Origin of the sequence: Paraburkholderia ginsengiterrae (assembly GCF_001645125.1) — a bacterium.
Classification (GTDB): domain Bacteria; phylum Pseudomonadota; class Gammaproteobacteria; order Burkholderiales; family Burkholderiaceae; genus Paraburkholderia; species Paraburkholderia ginsengiterrae.
Genome location: NZ_LXKA01000221.1, coordinates 16,032 through 32,685 on the forward strand (window position 1 = coordinate 16,032; position 16,654 = coordinate 32,685).

14 protein-coding genes are annotated in these 16,654 nt (G+C 63.2%); 5 read left to right on the forward strand and 9 right to left on the reverse strand.

All coding sequences use genetic code 11. From position 1 onward, the window contains the following. Window positions 1-22: 22 nt before the first annotated feature. From tkt to A6V37_RS16650, 6 genes are all read right to left on the reverse strand, one after another. Window positions 23-2,023 (reverse strand): transketolase, encoded by a 2,001-nt coding sequence (gene tkt / locus A6V37_RS16625; protein WP_423213155.1) that lies wholly within the window; start codon window positions 2,021-2,023, stop codon window positions 23-25. A gap of 95 nt (window positions 2,024-2,118) precedes the next feature. Next, entirely contained in the window at window positions 2,119-3,978 is a 1,860-nt protein-coding gene (locus A6V37_RS16630) for a TRAP transporter large permease (RefSeq protein WP_064270630.1), read from the reverse strand. Window positions 3,979-3,983: 5 nt separating this feature from the next. Beyond that, complete coding sequence (locus tag A6V37_RS16635) at window positions 3,984-5,027, reverse strand: TRAP transporter substrate-binding protein (RefSeq protein WP_064270338.1); 1,044 nt, start codon at window positions 5,025-5,027, stop codon at window positions 3,984-3,986. Window positions 5,028-5,184: 157 nt separating this feature from the next. After that, window positions 5,185-5,949, reverse strand: a complete 765-nt coding sequence (locus A6V37_RS16640) for an SDR family NAD(P)-dependent oxidoreductase (protein ID WP_064270339.1) — start codon at window positions 5,947-5,949, stop codon at window positions 5,185-5,187. A gap of 58 nt (window positions 5,950-6,007) precedes the next feature. Then, a complete protein-coding gene (locus A6V37_RS16645) occupies window positions 6,008-7,006 on the reverse strand; it encodes a transketolase family protein (RefSeq protein WP_064270340.1) in 999 nt (332 codons plus the stop codon). Then, window positions 7,003-7,848, reverse strand: coding sequence for a transketolase (locus tag A6V37_RS16650; RefSeq protein ID WP_064270341.1), 846 nt, complete (start codon window positions 7,846-7,848; stop codon window positions 7,003-7,005). Before A6V37_RS16650 ends, A6V37_RS16645 begins: the two co-directional genes overlap by 4 nt. 203 nt (window positions 7,849-8,051) lie before the next feature. On the opposite strand from A6V37_RS16650, the gene gcvA reads away from it, so the two are divergent. Continuing rightward, window positions 8,052-8,945 carry a transcriptional regulator GcvA gene (gene gcvA / locus A6V37_RS16655; RefSeq protein ID WP_064270342.1) on the forward strand — a complete coding sequence of 298 codons (894 nt, stop codon included), beginning with the start codon at window positions 8,052-8,054 and terminating at the stop codon, window positions 8,943-8,945. 122 nt (window positions 8,946-9,067) lie between these two features. Here gcvA and A6V37_RS16660 read toward each other — a convergent pair whose 3' ends face one another. From A6V37_RS16660 to A6V37_RS16675, 3 genes are all read right to left on the reverse strand, one after another. Then, window positions 9,068-9,406, reverse strand: a complete 339-nt coding sequence (locus A6V37_RS16660) for a hypothetical protein (RefSeq protein ID WP_064270343.1) — start codon at window positions 9,404-9,406, stop codon at window positions 9,068-9,070. Window positions 9,407-9,854: 448 nt separating this feature from the next. Continuing rightward, window positions 9,855-10,730, reverse strand: coding sequence for a hypothetical protein (locus A6V37_RS16670; RefSeq protein ID WP_064270345.1), 876 nt, complete (start codon window positions 10,728-10,730; stop codon window positions 9,855-9,857). A 348-nt stretch (window positions 10,731-11,078) separates the two neighbouring features. Next, window positions 11,079-11,987, reverse strand: coding sequence for a LysR family transcriptional regulator (locus A6V37_RS16675; RefSeq protein WP_064270346.1), 909 nt, complete (start codon window positions 11,985-11,987; stop codon window positions 11,079-11,081). A gap of 87 nt (window positions 11,988-12,074) precedes the next feature. Between A6V37_RS16675 and A6V37_RS16680 the strand changes: the two genes are divergently transcribed. The 4 genes from A6V37_RS16680 (at window position 12,075) to A6V37_RS16695 (ending at window position 16,643) form a co-directional block, all read left to right on the forward strand. Next, window positions 12,075-13,703, forward strand: a complete 1,629-nt coding sequence (locus tag A6V37_RS16680) for an ATP-dependent acyl-CoA ligase (RefSeq protein WP_064270347.1) — start codon at window positions 12,075-12,077, stop codon at window positions 13,701-13,703. A gap of 104 nt (window positions 13,704-13,807) precedes the next feature. Beyond that, window positions 13,808-15,151: an MFS transporter gene (locus A6V37_RS16685; RefSeq protein ID WP_064286141.1), complete on the forward strand. Its 1,344-nt coding sequence runs from the start codon at window positions 13,808-13,810 to the stop codon at window positions 15,149-15,151. A 26-nt stretch (window positions 15,152-15,177) separates the two neighbouring features. Next, entirely contained in the window at window positions 15,178-16,344 is a 1,167-nt protein-coding gene (locus A6V37_RS16690) for a thiolase family protein (protein WP_064270349.1), read from the forward strand. Continuing rightward, entirely contained in the window at window positions 16,341-16,643 is a 303-nt protein-coding gene (locus A6V37_RS16695) for a zinc ribbon domain-containing protein (protein ID WP_064270350.1), read from the forward strand. Before A6V37_RS16690 ends, A6V37_RS16695 begins: the two co-directional genes overlap by 4 nt. Window positions 16,644-16,654 lie beyond the last annotated feature (11 nt).

The window sequence follows — 16,654 nt, forward strand, 5'->3', positions numbered from 1 at the left end:
CTGGTGAGCTGATGAAAGGGAATTAAAGACGACGCTTCGCTTCAGCGGCGATATGCCCGGGTGTGATGCCGAAGCGCTCGTACAGCGCCTCGGCGGGGCCCGATGCGCCGAACCCGCTCATGCCGACAAAGCCGCCGCGCTCGCCGAGGTAACGGTCCCAGCCGAAACGCACGGCGGCTTCGACACCGATGCGCACCGTGTCAATGCCGAGCACTGCCTGGCGATACGTGGGGTCCTGTTCGTCGAACAGCTCCCAGCAGGGCAGCGAGACGACCGCGGCCGGGATGCCTTCCTGCTGCAGACGTTCACGCGCTTCGACGGCGAGTGCGACCTCCGAGCCCGTTGCGAGCAACGTAACGAGACGCTTGCCGCCTTCGGCTTCGGCAAGCACATAGCCGCCGCGCGCGCAGAGGTTATCCATGCTGTAACGGTTGCGCACGAGTGGCAGGTTTTGACGCGCGAACACCATCGTGCTTGGGCCTCGGCGATGTTCATAGGCGAGCGCCCAGCATTCGGCGGCTTCGACGGCATCGGCTGGGCGGAAAACCCGCATGTTCGGCATCGCGCGCAACGACGCGAGAATCTCGACGGGTTGGTGTGTCGGCCCATTCTTGCCAACGCCGATCGAATCGTGGCTGAACACGAATTTCACCGGCAGGCCCATCAGCGCCGCCATGCGCATGGCGGGCCGTTCGTAGTCCGAGAACGCGAGGTAGGTGACGGCGAGCGGTATCACGCCGCCGTGCGCGGCCATGCCGTTAGCCATCGCGCCCATCAGATGCTCGCGCACGCCGCAATGCACGTACGCGCCGCTGCGATCCTCTGCGGTGAATGCAAGCAGGCTGCGCTTGTGGCTCGTCGGCGCTTCGAGGTCCGCGCAGCCGACCATGCGCTCCGGCAACTGCGCGAGCAGATCGTTGATCTCTGCGGAGATCATGATGCCGGCCTGGGCTTCGCCTCGTTCGATGGTTTGCTTTTTATAGTCTTCGAGCACCCGTTGCCAGCCGTCCGGCAAACGGCCCGCCTGAATGCGCTCGAATTCCGCGCGCTCCTCGTCGGGCAGCGCGACCAGCCGTTCGTGCCAGTTCAGGTATTCGCGTTCACTGCGTCGTCCGGCGGCGCGCCACGCATCGAGCGCGTCGTGCGGCATCTCGAACGGCGCGTGCGGCCAGCCAAGCTGCTTGCGTGCCGCATCGGCATCGGCAGCGAACAGTTTGCCGCTGTGCCCGCCACGCTGCCCCTGCAAACGCGCAAGGCCGCGTGCGATGACCGTGCGGCATGCGAGCATCGAAGGGCGCGGATCGCATTTCGCTTCCGCGAGTGCTGCCGAGATGGCATCGATATCGTGTCCATCGACTTCGATCACGTGCCATCCGGCGACGCGAAACCGTGCGCTCACGTCTTCGCTGATCGACAGCGATGTGCTGCCGTCGTCGGTGATACGGTTGTCGTCCCAGCACAGAATCAGCTTGCCGAGTTGCAGATGCCCCGCGAGCGAGATCATTTCCTGGCCGACGCCTTCCTGCAGGCAGCCGTCGCCGACGAACGCATACGTGTAGTGGTTCACGATGCCCTCGCCGAATTTCGCGTTCAGATACGCCTCGGCGACGGCCATGCCGAACGCGTTCGCGATGCCTTGTCCGAGCGGCCCCGTCGTCACTTCGATGCCTGATGCGGTATCGAGCTCCGGGTGGCCCTCGCAGTGCGAACCCATCTCGCGGAAACTCTTGATCTGGTCGATGCCGAACTGCGCGTATCCCGTCAGATGCAGCAAGGCATAGAGCAGCATCGAGCCGTGTCCGTTGGAGAGCACGAAGCGGTCGCGGTCGGGCCATTGTGGATCGGCCGGATTGAACTTCATATGCTGCGTGAAGAGCGCCGTCGCGATTTCGGCCATACCGAGCGGGACTCCCTGATGGCCTTCTCCGGCGCGCACGATGGCGTCGATGGCAAGAAAGCGGATCGCGTTGGCGAGCGGTCGCGTTTCGTGCAACGGCCCGTGTGCGGACATGAGTGCGGACATGACTTCTCCTTGCCGCAGCGCCCGTCAGGCGGCGGCGATTGCATGAGTGATAGAGGGAGGCGCGCTGCGTCCGTGAGAAGACGCAGCGCGATGCGTCAATGCAGGAACCCGATCGAGATCCAGGGCACCGCGGCGACCACGATCAGACCGACCACGAGCGCCGCGATATAGCCGATGATCGGCTTCATGCCTTCGTCGGGATGGATGCGGCTCACCGCGCACGCCGAGTAGTAACCGACGCCGAACGGCGGCGCAAAGAGGCCCACGCCCATCGACAGGATCACGACCATCGCGTAGTGCACCTCATGCACACCCATCTGCCGGGCGATCGGGAACATCAGCGGGCCGAACAGCACGATGGCGGGAATGCCTTCGAGCACGCTGCCGAGCACGACGAATACGAGTATCGACGCAGCCATGAACATGAAGGCGCCGCCGGGCAGTGCGCCCAGCGTCTGTGCCAGTTGCCCCGAGAAGCCGGACTGCGTGAGCGCCCATGCCATGCCCGTCGCCGCGCCGATAATCAGCAGGATCGAGCCGGACAATGCGGCCGTGTCGATCAGCATCGGCTTCAGGCGCGCCCACTCGAAACGCCGGTAAATGAACAGGCCCGCAAACACCGCATACGCAATGCCGATCGTCGATACCTCCGTCGCCGTCGCGACACCCTTGACCACCGCGAGGCGGATCACGAACGGCAGCGCGAGTGCGGGCAGCGCAATGGCCAGCTTGAGGACGATTTCACCGCGTGTCGCGCGGCGCACGCCCGACAGGTCGTCGCCGCGATAGCGCCACCAGACGACGGCGCATAGCGTGATCGCGAGCACGATGCCGGGCAGCATGCCGCCCGTGAAGAGCGCGGAGATCGACACGCCTGTCACCGAGCCGAGCGTGATCAGCACGAGGCTCGGCGGAATGGTCTCCGTCTGCGCGCCGGTGGCGGCGAGCAGCGCGACAAGATCGCCGGGCTTCGCGCCGCGCGCCTTCATCTCGGGGAACAGCACGGGCGCGATGGCGGCCATGTCGGCGGCCTTCGAGCCGGAGATGCCCGACACCAGATACATCGCACCGACCAGCACATACGACAGACCGCCGCGCACGTGCCCGAGCAGGCTCGCGAGGAACGAGATCATCGCGTTCGCCATTCCCGTCATCTCGATCAGCTGGCCGAGAAACACGAAGAGCGGCACCGAGAGCAGGATCAGGTGCGACATGCCTTCGTCCATGCGGCCGACGACGACGCTGAGCGGCGTGCTCGTGGTGAGCGCCAGATAGCCGAAGGTCGCGAGTCCGAACGAAAAGGCGATCGGCACGCCGCCCAGCACGCACAGCGCCACCAGGCCGACAAAGAAAATCAGCAGGTTCAGGTTGCCCAGATCGTGCAGCAGCGGACTCACTGCGACGAAGCCGCCGGCAATCGCCGCCACTAGCGCGAGCGCCGCGATTGTCATCTGCCAGGTCGCGGTGCGCAGCAGCCGCAGACAGGCGACGGCGAGCATCAGCGCGCAGCCGACGGGCAGTGCCGCGGCGCGCCAGGTGTTCGAGATATCGAGCGCGGGCGTCGTGATGAAGCCTTCATCCTGTGCGAACTCGACGGCGGGCCCGATCACCAGCAGCAGAAAAGCAAGTGGCGCGGCGATCGCGACGACATCGAGAAAAGCGCGCGCTTGAGGCGACGCCTTGCTGACCAGCGCCGTCATCCGCATATGCTCGCCGCGCCGCAAGGCGATCACGGCGCCGAGCATCGCGAGCCACAGGAACAGCATCGACGCCAGTTCATCGGACCAGACGAGCGGCGCATGCAGCAGATAGCGGCTCGTGACGCCCGCCAGCAGCACGAAAATCTCGGCGACGACCAGAAGCGCCGCCGGTATCTCGACAAGGTACGCGAGCATGGTGTCGAAGAAATCGACAATGCGGCGCGGCGACGGATGAGGGAAAGTGATGGTGTGCATGGTGTTCATACCAGTTTTCCGGCGTATTTTTCGAGCAGGCTCCAGCCTTGGTCCCCATACTTGCTTTTCCAGTCGCCATAGAAGCTGGTTTTGCGCAACGCGTCGCGGAACGACTGGCGGTCCACGTCGACGATATTGACGCCCTTTGCCTTCAGGTCGTTGCGCAACGAGCCGTTGAGCTTCGCAATGTCGGCGCGTTGCAGCATCCCCGCCGCTTCGAATTCGCGAGTGACGATGGCGCGCATGTCGGCGGGCAGCTTCTCCCATGCACGGCGGTTGCCCAGTATCCAGTAGCCGTCCCACACGTGCGACGTGAGGCTGATCGACTTCTGCACTTCGTAGAGTTTCGCCGTCGCGATGATGGGCAGCGCGTTCTCCTGCCCTTCGACGACACCCGTTTGCAGCGCCGAATACAGCTCGTTGAAATTGATCGGAGCAGGGCCCGCGTCCAGCGCCCTGAACAATGACGTCAGCATCGGCGCTTGCGGCACGCGGATCTTGAAGCCCTTCAGGTCGCCAGGCTGCTTGATGACGCGCGTTGACGAACTCACTTGCCGGAAGCCGTTGTCCCACGGGCGCGACACGGTGACGATGCCGGTCTTCTCGATCTGCGCGCGGATGTAGGCGCCGAGGTCGCCGTCCATCGCTTTCCAGACGGTGTCGTAGTCGGGGAAGGCAAAGCCCGTGTTGACGATGCCCGCCGCGGGCGCAAGCGTCGCGAGAATCGACGACGCCTGGTTGAAGAATTCGACACCGCCGCTTCTCACCTGCGACAGCAGATCGGTATCGGAGCCGAGCTGGTTTGCGGGGAAAACCTTGATGTCGAGCTTGCCGGCTGTCGCGGTACGGATCTTGTCGCAGGCCTGCTGAGCCCGGATGTTGACCGGGTGCGTCGGGTCCTGTCCGGTCGCGAGCTTGTACGAGAAGTCGGCAGCCGAAGCACGGCTGATCGACAGGCCCCAGAGCGGCGCCGCCGCGGCGATGCTCGCGCCCGCTTTCAGAAACGTGCGCCGGTCGATGCCGCTACCAATGGTCGAGCGGTTGCTCATGATGTGCTCCTCCAATACGGATAGGTATATATCGGGTTACAGGTTTTCCCTGCTCCCGGACAGCACGCTCTGCGGCGTTTGTGCCTGCTCCCGGCAACTGCATCGTCGCGCGCGGCTGGCCGGACCCTGCCACGCGCCGCGGATGGCTGAACCGGCGTCAGCCGTGAATCAGCATGCCGCCGTTGACGTCGATGACGGCGCCGGTGATGTACGACGAAATCGGCGACGCGAGAAACAGGAAGGCGCCGGCCACGTCGTCGGGCACGCCCAGACGGTTCAGCGGAATGCCCGCGAGAATCTCGCCGCGCTTGTCGTCGGTGATCTTGCCCGCGTTGATGTCGGTCTGGATCAGGCCTGGCGTCACGCAGTTCACGCGAATGCCGTCGGGGCCGAGTTCACGCGCCATCGCTTTGGCGAGACCGAGCACGCCCGCTTTCGCGGCCGAATAATGCGGGCCGCCGAGAATGCCGCCGCCGCGCTGCGCCGATACCGACGACATGCAGCCGATCGAACCGCTTTTCTGCTTCTTCATTTGCGGCACGACAGCCTGCGACAGATACAGCACGCCGCGCAGGTTCACATCGAGAATACGATCCCAGCTTTCGGAGTCGATGTCGAGCAGCTTGACCGCTTGCGTGACGCCCGCGTTGTTGATGAGCACGTCGATGGCGCCGAAGTCGGCGACGATCTGTTCGACGGCGGCCTGGCATGCTTGCCGGTCGGTGACGTTGCAGGCGTAGCCGCGATGTTCCGGGCCAATCGTTGCTGCCGCGTCGCGTGCCGCCGACGCGTCGAGATCGAGAATGGCGATCTTTGCGCCGTGGTTCGCGAACATGCGCGCGGTGGCCATGCCGATGCCTCGCAGCGAAGCTGCACCGGTAATGACGGCGACCTTGCCGTCGAGAAGGCGCGACTCTGACATAGTGGTGTTCTCCTGATAGTGAATTTGTAGGGGTTGTTGTGCCGGCTGGCCGATGGGTTTAGCCGAGCCAGCCCTTGATGGTGTCGCTCATGGTTTCTGTCGAGATGCCGTAGCGATCGTGCAGCGTCGGCAGCGCGCCGGCGTCGAGGAACGCGTCGGGCAGCGCGATCTGCCGGAACGGCGGCGTGACGCCTGCGCCGAGCAGCGTGCGGGCGACCGCTTCACCCAGGCCGCCGATCACCGTATGGTTCTCCGCGACGATCACCATGCGGCCCGTGCGCTTTGCTTCGCGCAGGATCGTGGCCGTATCGAGCGGCTTGATGGTCGGAACGTGCAGCACGCCGACGCCGATGTTGTCCGCTGCCAGTGCTTTCGCGACTTCCAGCGAGCGCATCGTCATGATCCCGGACGAGATCAGCAGCACGTCGTTGCCGTCGCGCAGCAGCTTGGCTTTGCCGAGTTCGAAGCGGTAGTCGTATTCATCGAGCACGGCGGGCACGTTGCCGCGCAGGAGGCGCGCGTAGACCGGGCCCTTGTGCGCGGCAATCGCGGGCACCATCTGTTCGATATCGAGCGCGTCGCACGGATCGATCACGGTCATGTTCGGCATCGCCCGCATCAGCGCGAGGTCTTCGGCGGCCTGATGGCTCGGGCCGTAGCCGGTCGTGAGACCCGGCAGCGCGCAGACGATCTTCACGTCGAGGTTGTCTTCCGCGATCGTCTGATGGATGAAGTCATAAGCACGGCGCGTCGCGAACACGGCGTAGGTCGTGACGAACGGTTGCGCGCCTTCGTGGGCGAAGCCGGCCGCGGCGCCCATCAGCAGTTGCTCGGCCATGCCCATCTGGTAGTAACGCTCGGGGAATTCCTTCGCGAAGAGGTGCAGGTCGGTGTATTTGCCGAGGTCGGCCGTCATGCCGATCACGCTGCTCTTCGTCCGCGCAAGTTCACAAAGCGCGTGGCCGAATGGCGCGGAACGCGTGGCCTGCCCTTCGCCCGCGATCGAGGCGATCATCGCGGAGGTTTTCAGACGTGGCTTTTTCAAGGCGGTGCTCATGCTTGTCTCCCGGCTTCGAGTGCTTCGAGCGCAAGCTTCCACTCGTGCGCATCGACGCGGATGAAATGGTTCTTCTCGCGTTCTTCGAGGAACGGCACGCCGCGGCCCATCTTCGTATCGCACACGATGATGCGCGGCTGCTTTTCGCTGTGCTGGCGTGCGTTGTCGAACGCTTGCGCGACGGCTGCGATGTCGTTGCCGTCCACACGCTGCACGTACCAGCCGAACGCTTCGAGCTTGTCGGCCAGCGGCTCGAACGCCATGATCTGCGTCGACGGGCCATCGGCTTGCTGGTTGTTCACGTCGACCATGGCGATCAGGTTGTCGAGCTTCCAGTGCGCGGCGGACATGAGGCCTTCCCAGATCGCGCCTTCGTCGAGTTCGCCATCGGAGAAGAGGGTGTAGACGAAGGCGTCCGAGCCTTTGCGCTTGAGGCCGAGGCAGCGGCCCACCGCGATCGTCAGGCCCTGGCCGAGCGAGCCGCCCGACATCTCCATGCCGGGCGTGTAGCTCGCCATGCCCGACATGGGCAGGCGGCTGTCGTCGCTGCCGTAGGTTTCGAGTTCGTCGGCGGGCAGGATGCCGGCTTCGAAGAGCGCCGCGTACAGCGCGATCGCGTAGTGGCCATTCGACAGCAGAAAGCGGTCGCGTCCTTCCCACTCGGGGTCTTCGGGGCGGTAACGCATCGCACCGAAGTAGGCCACGGCCAGTACGTCCGCTATGTCGAGCGCCTGGCCGATATAGCCCTGTCCCTGCACTTCGCCCATCAATAGCGCGTTGCGGCGGATGCGGTAGGCGTGTTCCGAGAGTTGGGCAATGCGCCCGGCGTCGCTCGTATTCACACGTGTCTCCTTCTTGCAGCCCCCGGGCCGGTTAAAGCCCGGAGGCCGATGATTCATGGCGGGATGATTCGTCCTGCTCACAGCTCCGGGTAATCCCTTGATTCAAAAGCGCTGCGAGTGAGTAACAGCGTATTCGCTTGGATGAATCGACTCAAACGAATTAAAGTGGCTTATTGCTGAATTGAATTCATGCTGATACTGCAATGCACAATCGCGTCACACTGAAGTCCATACAGGCTTTCGAGGCCGCCGCGCGGCTCGCTTCGTTCGCACTCGCAGCAGACGAACTGTTCGTGACGCCGTCCGCGGTCAGTCATCAGATCAAGCTGCTCGAGGAGCAATTGGGCGTGCGGCTCTTTCATCGCGTGCATCGCGCGGTGATTCTTACGGACACGGGCCGTCAATATGCTGAGGAAATCGGCGCGGCGTTCGCGCGCATCGACAAGGCGACGCGCGATATCGGCCGCGTCGAGAAGAGCGACATCCTGACCGTGCACGCCACGCCGAGCATCGCGACGCAATGGCTGATGCCGCGGCTCGCGCGTTTCAGCGCGCTGCATCCTGATATCGACGTGCGGCTCAATGCATCGTCGGCGCCGGTGGATCTGATCAAGGAGTCGGTCGATATCGACATTCGCTACGGCGCGCGGCGCTTGCAGCCGGCGGGCACGATGGTGCTCGACCTGCCGCTGGAAACGATCGTGCCGCTATGTTCGCCGCGCCTCGCGAACGGCGAGCATCCGATACGCACGGTAGCGGACCTGCGGCATCACGCGCTGATTCACAGCGAGGGTTGTCTGGTTGGATGGCGCGACTGGATGCGCCTGCATCGCAAGGTCGTGCTCGACATTACGCGCGGCCCGCGCTTCGATCGCTCGTTTATGGCGATCAGCGCGGCGGCGGATGGCATGGGCGTGTGTCTGGAGAGCCTGTTGCTCGTGCAGCGCGAACTGGAGACGGGCACGCTGGTGGCGCCGTTGGGCTTCGAGGGTTTGAGGGTGAATGGTTATACGCTCAACCTGCTGAAATCGCGCGCGGATTTGCCGAAATTGAAGAGCTTTCAGGATTGGCTGTTTGCGGAACTCGAGGCGCACTGACCAGGAGGCAGCGCGGCGGGCGGGGTTGAAGAACAGCTGTATGGAGGCTTGATGTGGGGGTTAGGGCATGCGACAGCGCATCGCGTCGATAGTCGCATGGATGTGCTCTGTCGACCAGGCGCTCAAACGCTCGCCGAGGGCTCGACAGTCGTGACGCGCGCGGCTTTTCTGTTTCGGATCCATGCCGCCACCGCGGTGTGGATCCACACATCGAGCATCCCCATTCCGACACCCGCCAGCAACGCCACGACGAGCCCGAGGAAGGCGAAGCTCGAGTCGAGCGCGCCGAAGTGCTTCATGCCGAGCGTGAACACGATCCATAGCGCGGTGGTGTGCAACAAATAGATCCCGTACGAGTATTCGCCGGCCCGATTCAGTAGCCGCACGAGAATGTTCTTCGACGAGTCCGATCCTACGGTGGACGTCGCAAGCAGAATTCCGACGCACAACGCCGCGAACACCGAGAACTTTTCCTGCTCGAAAGAGCGAATGCGTTCGAGGAACGGGTCTACGATTTCAATCGCCCCGGTTATGGGCGGCCAGCCGCGGTCTGATCGGCCTCAATCTCAATCATCGGATGGCGCCGCAGAACGCCTGGCCTGCGGGCACCGCTGCCGCTGATGGTCGCAACTGCGGAACTGGATCCCGTCGCCGTCGAGCGCCAGGCGTTGCAACTCCACGACGCACTTTGCGAAGCGAACCGCTGTCCGACATCCGTGCGCTTTGCGCAACAGAACCACTTCTCCGAGGTTTTCTCAATCTACAGCCCGGACGATGCGGTAGGCGCGGCAATACTGGCGTTCATTCGCGGCGTTCGATAACGACTTTGCCCGCGCTTGCCTCATACGCCAATCTGCCGGCCCACGCAGTAGATGGCGACAGCACGGCGGCCATCGCACTATCAACTCCCTAAGAGCCAACCCTAATGAGTAGCGTGATGTCTTTGGCGATGATCGTCCGCTCGGATCCGAACACACCCGCCGGAATGACAAACTTCCCACCATAGCGAATCGTGTGCAACCCTGCGGGGAACGGCTGCAGCAGCAAGTAGTAGCCGTCTGCGATGGAAGTCCCTTTGCCGCCCGTATTGCTAAAGATCCAGGGGCTCGGAGCAGAAAACGAGAATACGTCTGTCTTCGTGCGATAAGCCGTGATATTGGCTACGGGAACACCGTCGATGGTGCAGAACGGATCCTTGATGTCGTTTGCGAAGGCGCTGACGATTCTCAGTTGGTCCCCAGTGAATGTCCGGATCGGCGGTTTGTTCAGTGACGTTGCCCCATCGAACACGGGCAGGAAGATGGACGAGCCGTCGAGTATCACCAGGAGGATAGATGTCCCCGCAGGGATTGTTGTCGCCCTCTGATTGCAGGTCAATTGCGCTGAAATGGGCGCGTCCCAATACCATACGCTTCCCGTTTGCGCCGCTGAGATCGGTCGGCGATTGCAGTCGTCGAACGGATGAGGAAAGGGGCTGAGCGGCAATTCCAGTGCCCATTGCCAGAAGGAGACCACCCACTGCCTGGGTGTTTTTCCCCGGTACTGCGCGTCTTGCGGCACGACATGGGGATTTACGACCCATTCCGGCGTTTTGGCGCTAATGGCGACCGCCGAGTTGGGTGCTCCCCTGCTGCCGCCACGTCCATCGCTCCCTTCGCCGCCTTCTCCTCCGCCACATCCCGTCAATGGCATCGCAGCTGCCATCAACACTGCTGAATTCCGCAGTATGCTTCCCGCAAAAGAGAAGATCGCGGTCCGCTCTCGCGTTGCGACATGGAGGCTCATGCTGCTCTCCGCAGGGTTTAGCTTTGTTCGCTGCTACCCAACACTTGGCCGAGGGTGCCTATCTTGAAGACGATTGTCGCGGGCATAACTCAATCGTCATGTCGCCATTCGGTCCAGTGCGCTGTCTCAAGATAAAAGCATAGGCGAGCGCCTGTTGGTCCGCGTCCGCAGAAACCATGAATACGCGTGAGAGCACCCGGTGCGTTCTGTTTTGTGCCGCGCAGCGGCGCACGGTTTGCCTGCGATGGGCAGCGTTCTTTAAGTAGCCCGCGAATGAGGCGATGCTCCATGTTCGCAGGCTTTGCTTCACCGGCCGAGTTGGGTGTGCGCCGTAGAAAGAAACATGGATCAATGTGGACGCAGCGTCTCCACGAGTAATTGCCGGAACCACCGATTTCCCTCGTCGTTGTCGAACGTCGAATGCCAATACACGGTCGAGGCGATGTGAGGCAGCTCGACCGGCAGCGGATAGATCTGAAACTGCCCGGATTCGTTGAGCAAATACGCCACACCTCGAGGTAACGTCACCATCCAGTCCGTGCGCTGGAGAATTTGCGGAATGACCGTGAAATGCGGCACGCGCAACGCAATACGCCGGTGGAGTCCGCTCGCGCGCAATGACTCGTCGATCTCCACGTAACTGCTGTCGGTGGAGGTCACGGCCACATGCGAAAACTCCATAAACTTTTGCTGCGACAATTTTCGAGCGGGTAGTCCGGGCCGCTTGCGTGTCATGCACGCATACTCGTCATGAAAAAGAAGTGCCGAGTTCATCACCGGCTTGAGTGCCGATATATTGCCAATCGCGAAATCGAGTTGTCCGAGTCGTAGCTTCTCCTCGATCTCGGGCAAGGGAACGCGTTCGGCGGCGATCCGCATTAACGGTGCCAACTGCTGCACCTTCTCACAGATGCTCGGTAGAAACGTCTGTATTCCAACGTCGGACATCGACAGGCGAAACTCTCGCGAGCTTGTTGCCGCGTCGAACCGTTCCAGATGACGCAGCGTTTCTCGAATCGACGCGATCGCGTTGCCGAGCGGCGCAGCCAATTGCTCGGCCTTCGGGGTCGGCAACATTCCATCTGGAGTCCGTATAAACAGAGGGTCGTCAAACAACGCGCGCAAGCGTCCCAGCGAATAGCTGACGGCCGGCTGCGACAGCCCGAGTTGTTGGCCGGCACGCGTCAGGCTCCGCTCTTCGAGGATCACCTGGAATACGCGCAGCAGGTTCAAATCGATTTTATGAAAATCAGCCATGCTTATGGGCGAAAGAAAATTGATTAATTTGACGGATATACTACCCGATCCTAGACTCGGCCTCATACATAGCAGAGGCACGAGCACATGAGACTTTTCGAAACCCTCGTCGAACCGAGCATTTGTCTGGAGGATGGGCTCGATGCGCGGCGCACGTTGCCGGCACTGTTGGCCGCACGCGCAGCCCGAAACGGCGCAGCACCGTTGTTCTCTGATCGGACGACGACGTGGACCGCTTCGGAGGCAGTCGACATCGCCGCACGCCGCGCGGGAGCGCTCGCTGCGCAAGGCGTCGGACGCGGCGACCACGTTGCGCTGCTGTGCGGCAATCGCAGCGAATTCATGGAAATAGTGCTCGGCTGTGGCTGGCTCGGCGCGGTGGTCGTGCCGATCAATACCGCGTCGCGCGGGCTGCAACTGGAACATATCCTGCGCAACTGCGGTGCGCGCCTGCTCGTAGCGGAGGCGCATCTTGTCGACGCCGTGCATGCACTAGACGCCCAGGATCTGCCCCTGGAAACGATCTGGCTGATTGGCGAACCCACGATGAATGCGCCGGAGTCTTCGACTTATGCCACGGCTCCGCTGCCGCCGGCGCGCGAGCCGGCAGCACCGGCCAGACTCACTGATGGCGATCCATTCGCGGTGCTCTACACGTCCGGGACCTCGGGACTGTCGAAGGGGGTGATATGCCCGCACGCGCAGTTCTATTGGTGGGGCCACTACACCGCGCGCGATCTCGGCGTAACGGCGGGCGACGTGCTCTACACATGCCTGCCTTTATTTCACACGAATGCGCTCAACAGTTTTTTTCAGGCGTTGATTCACGACGCGGAACTGGTGGTCGATCGGCGTTTCTCCGCGAGGGGATTTTTTGACGCGCTGGTTGAAACACGCGCGACGGTGACCTACGTGCTCGGTGCGATGGTGCCGATCCTGCTCGGCCGTCCGGTCACCGCGAACGAGCGCGAGCACCGTGTGCGTGTTGCGCTGGCGCCGGGCGTGCCAGAGAATTTCCAGCAGGACTTCACAACGCGCTGCGGCATCGCACTGGTCGACGGCTACGGCTCGACGGAGACCAACTGCGTGATCAGCGGTGCACTCGGGGCGCAGCGTCCCGGCTACATGGGCAAACTCGCGCCGGGCTTTGATGCCCGCGTCGTCGATGAACAAGACCAGGCTGTTCCGGATGGCGAGGCGGGTGAACTGATCCTGCGTGCCGATATGCCTTTCGCGTTCGCAAGTGGCTACCTGGGCATGCCGGAGAAAACGGTAGAAGCCTGGCGCAACCTCTGGTTTCATACAGGCGATCGAGTGGTGCGCGACGCCGACGGTTATTACCGTTTCATCGACCGCCTGAAGGACACGATTCGCCGCCGCGGCGAGAACGTGTCCTCGTTTGAAGTCGAGCAAGTCCTGCTGAGCCATCCGTCAGTCGAGACTGCGGCCGTGTTCGCGGTGAAATCGGCGCTTGCCGAAGACGAAGTGATGGCCGCGATCGTGCTGCGCGAAGGCAAGACGCTGGAACCTCTCGAGCTGACTCGCTACTGCGAACCGCGCTTGCCGTATTTCGCCGTGCCACGTTACCTCGATTTCGTGCGAGACCTCCCAAAGACGGAGAACGGCAAGATCCAGAAGTTCAAGTTGCGGGAAACCGGCGTCACCGCGAAGACCTGGGATCTCGACGCCTCGGGATACCGGCTCAGACGTTCATGACTTCAACCCGGCCCGTCGTACTCTAAACGCACCCGACCCGAGCACGGTGCGCAGAAACTACAGCACTATTGAGTGCGTCGACAGACGCACGCCAGGAGACACAGATGGCTAGCACGCGAACGTTTTCTGCCGCAGGCAACCACCACGACGAAGTGGCCGAGGTGCCAACCGGCTCGGTCGACAACAAGTCGCTGCGACGTATCGTCTTCGCATCGGTTGTGGGCAATGCGCTCGAATGGTACGACTTCTTCCTATACAGCACGGCTGCGGCGCTCGTGTTCGGCGCGCTATTTTTCCCGAAGGGCACGGATCCGCTCCTCGGAACACTCGCCGCATTCGCCGGCTTTGCGGTCGGCTTCGCGGCGCGGCCGCTCGGCGGCGTGCTGTTCGGTCATATCGGCGATCGCTACGGGCGCAAGGGCGCGCTGGTCTGGACGCTGTCGATCATGGGCGGTGCGACGTTCCTGATCGGTTTGCTGCCAACGTATGCGCAGGTCGGGATGTGGGCGCCCATGCTGCTGCTGGTGCTGCGTCTGTTGCAAGGCGCCGCGGCGGGCGGCGAATGGGGCGGTGGGGTGCTGATGATCAGCGAGTCGGCGCCGCCCGAGAAGCGCGGCTATTACGCGGCGTGGAGCCAGATCGGCGTGGGCGGCGGTTTTGTACTCTCGGCGGCTGTGTTCTTTCTCGTGCAGATGCTGCCGAAGGACGCGTTCATGAGCTGGGGATGGCGCATCCCGTTCCTGTTGTCGATTGTCATTTTCGGCGTCGGAGTCTACGTTCGCTCGAGATTGCCGGAGAGCGCCGAGTTCGCGAAGGCCGAAGCCGCGGGCAAGAAAGCGCGCATGCCGGTGTTCGAAGTGATCCGCAAACACCCGAAGGAGATCCTGATGGCGATGGGTCTGCGAGTTGCGGAGAACGGCGGTTCGTACATCGTGCTGGCCTTTTCGCTCGTGTACGGCAAGTTTATCGGTGTGCCCAATCAGATCATGCTGGCCGGCGTGATCGTGTCGATGAGTGTCGAACTCGGCACGATGCTGCTGTGGGGGCGGCTCTCCGACCGCATCGGCCGCAAGCCGGTGTACATGATTGGTGCGGCGGGTTTCGTGGTCATCGCGTTTCCGTTCTTCTGGCTGATCGGTACCCAGGTGCCCGCGCTGATCTGGCTGGCTTTCCTGCTGGGCAACGCGGTTTGCCACGGCGCCATGATCGGCACGCAGCCGAGCTTGATGGGCGAATTGTTCAGCACGGAGGTGCGTTACTCAGGCATGGCGCTGGGGCACGAAGTTGCCTCGGTATTTGCGGGCGGTCTGTCGCCGCTGCTTGCGACCGCGTTGCTCGCGCACTATCACGCGGCCTGGCCGGTGGCGCTGTTGTTGATCGCGATGGGCATGATCACGGTGATCTCCCTCCTGTTCACTCACGAGACCGCGCGTCCGCGCGCGCCTTGATCCTCCCTGCGCCAAGGACTCCACCTATGCAACGCAGTCCATTTGCCGACGTTGTCCTGACGGCCGGCGTAGAAGTGCCGTACCGGCGCCAGGCGGGCGCCGCTGCCACGGGCGATCTGCTTGATCAGGCGTTTGCCGCGGCACTCGCTGAATCGGGATTCACGGCGATAGACATCGACGGTTTGGGTGTTGCGTCGTTCACGCTCGCACCCGATCACGCGATCGACCTGGCGTGGCGGCTCGGCTTGAGCCCACGCTGGTGCATGGACGATTGTCACGGCGGCGCGAGTGCGATCAACATGCTGCAGCACGCGATCCGCGCGATCCAGCACGGCGACGCGAATGTGATCGCACTCGTGTCCGGAGACCGCTTCGAGCCGGCCGATTTCAAGCAACTGGTCGAACACTACAACCTGACGACTCGCACCTGGCTGCGTCCGCTCGAGAACGGTGGCCCGAACAGCCTGTTTGCGATGCTCACGCAGCGTCACGCGCAACAACACGGCCTGACGCGCCGCGACTATGGGGCGCTCTGTGTGGCGCAGCGCGCGTGGGCCGCGCTCAATCCGCGCGCCGTCTACCGGACGCCGTTGACCATCGACGACTACCTCGAGGCGCCGCTCGTCGCAGACCCGCTGGGCCGCTTCGATTGCGTGCCGGTCGTGTGCGGCGCGAATGCGGTGATCATCGCCCGCGCGGACCTCGTCCGCCACGCGGAGAATGTGCGCGTGCGTGCCTTGCAATGCCGCTACAACCTCGACCATCAGGCGGGCGATGGATTGCGGACTTCGCTGGCAACGATTGCCGGTGACTTGTGGCGACAGGCCGGCACAACGCCTGAGGATATCGACGTGGTGTCCGTCTACGACGACTACCCCGTCATGGCGCTGGTGCAGCTCGCCGATCTCGGCTTCGCACCGGACGGCGATCTGCGCGGGCTGATATCTCGCGTCGCTGCGCGCGAGCTTGCCGTTAACACCTCGGGTGGGCAACTGTCCGCGGGACAGGCCGGCGCCGCGGGCGGCATGCATGGCCTCGTCGAAGCAATCACGCAATTGCGCGGCGGCGCGGGCGAGCGGCAGGTGGAGGCCGCGCGCCTCGCGGTGGTGAGCGGCTACGGCATGGTCGAGTATCGCTACGGAATGTGCGCGAACGCCGTTGTACTTGAAAGCGATCCGCGAGGTGCGCAATGACACTCAAGGTTTTTCAATGCACGCAGTGCGGGCTCGCGTTGTTTCCGGCTCGCTATTTTTGCCCCGCATGCGGCGGCGGCCAATGGCGCGATTGCGCCGTGGAGCACGGCACGGTCGCGGAGTCGACTGTTGTGAGGCATCGCGTCGGCACGCACGGTGATGGCGACGTGCGTCTCGCGAGCGTGGTGACGAGCGCAGGCCCCATCGTGATCGCGCGGCTCGAGGACGCCTTGCGATCCGGGGATGCGGTGAGTCTCGATGTCGACGACACCGGTCGTGTGATCGGCCGCGCGTTTTGAGCCAATATAAG

Excerpts from the sequence above, each read along its gene's own strand:
- A6V37_RS16640 (WP_064270339.1), bottom strand. The coding sequence starts at position 5,949 with ATGTCAGAGTCGCGCCTTCTCGACGGCAAGGTCGCCGTCATTACCGGT.
- A6V37_RS16695 (WP_064270350.1), top strand. The coding sequence starts at position 16,341 with ATGACACTCAAGGTTTTTCAATGCACGCAGTGCGGGCTCGCGTTGTTT.
- gcvA (WP_064270342.1), top strand. The coding sequence starts at position 8,052 with ATGCACAATCGCGTCACACTGAAGTCCATACAGGCTTTCGAGGCCGCC.
- A6V37_RS16635 (WP_064270338.1), bottom strand. The coding sequence starts at position 5,027 with ATGAGCAACCGCTCGACCATTGGTAGCGGCATCGACCGGCGCACGTTT.
- A6V37_RS16670 (WP_064270345.1), bottom strand. The coding sequence starts at position 10,730 with ATGAGCCTCCATGTCGCAACGCGAGAGCGGACCGCGATCTTCTCTTTT.
- A6V37_RS16675 (WP_064270346.1), bottom strand. The coding sequence starts at position 11,987 with ATGGCTGATTTTCATAAAATCGATTTGAACCTGCTGCGCGTATTCCAG.
- A6V37_RS16645 (WP_064270340.1), bottom strand. The coding sequence starts at position 7,006 with ATGAGCACCGCCTTGAAAAAGCCACGTCTGAAAACCTCCGCGATGATC.
- A6V37_RS16690 (WP_064270349.1), top strand. The coding sequence starts at position 15,178 with ATGCAACGCAGTCCATTTGCCGACGTTGTCCTGACGGCCGGCGTAGAA.
- A6V37_RS16680 (WP_064270347.1), top strand. The coding sequence starts at position 12,075 with ATGAGACTTTTCGAAACCCTCGTCGAACCGAGCATTTGTCTGGAGGAT.
- A6V37_RS16685 (WP_064286141.1), top strand. The coding sequence starts at position 13,808 with ATGGCTAGCACGCGAACGTTTTCTGCCGCAGGCAACCACCACGACGAA.
- tkt (WP_423213155.1), bottom strand. The coding sequence starts at position 2,023 with ATGTCCGCACTCATGTCCGCACACGGGCCGTTGCACGAAACGCGACCG.
- A6V37_RS16630 (WP_064270630.1), bottom strand. The coding sequence starts at position 3,978 with ATGCACACCATCACTTTCCCTCATCCGTCGCCGCGCCGCATTGTCGAT.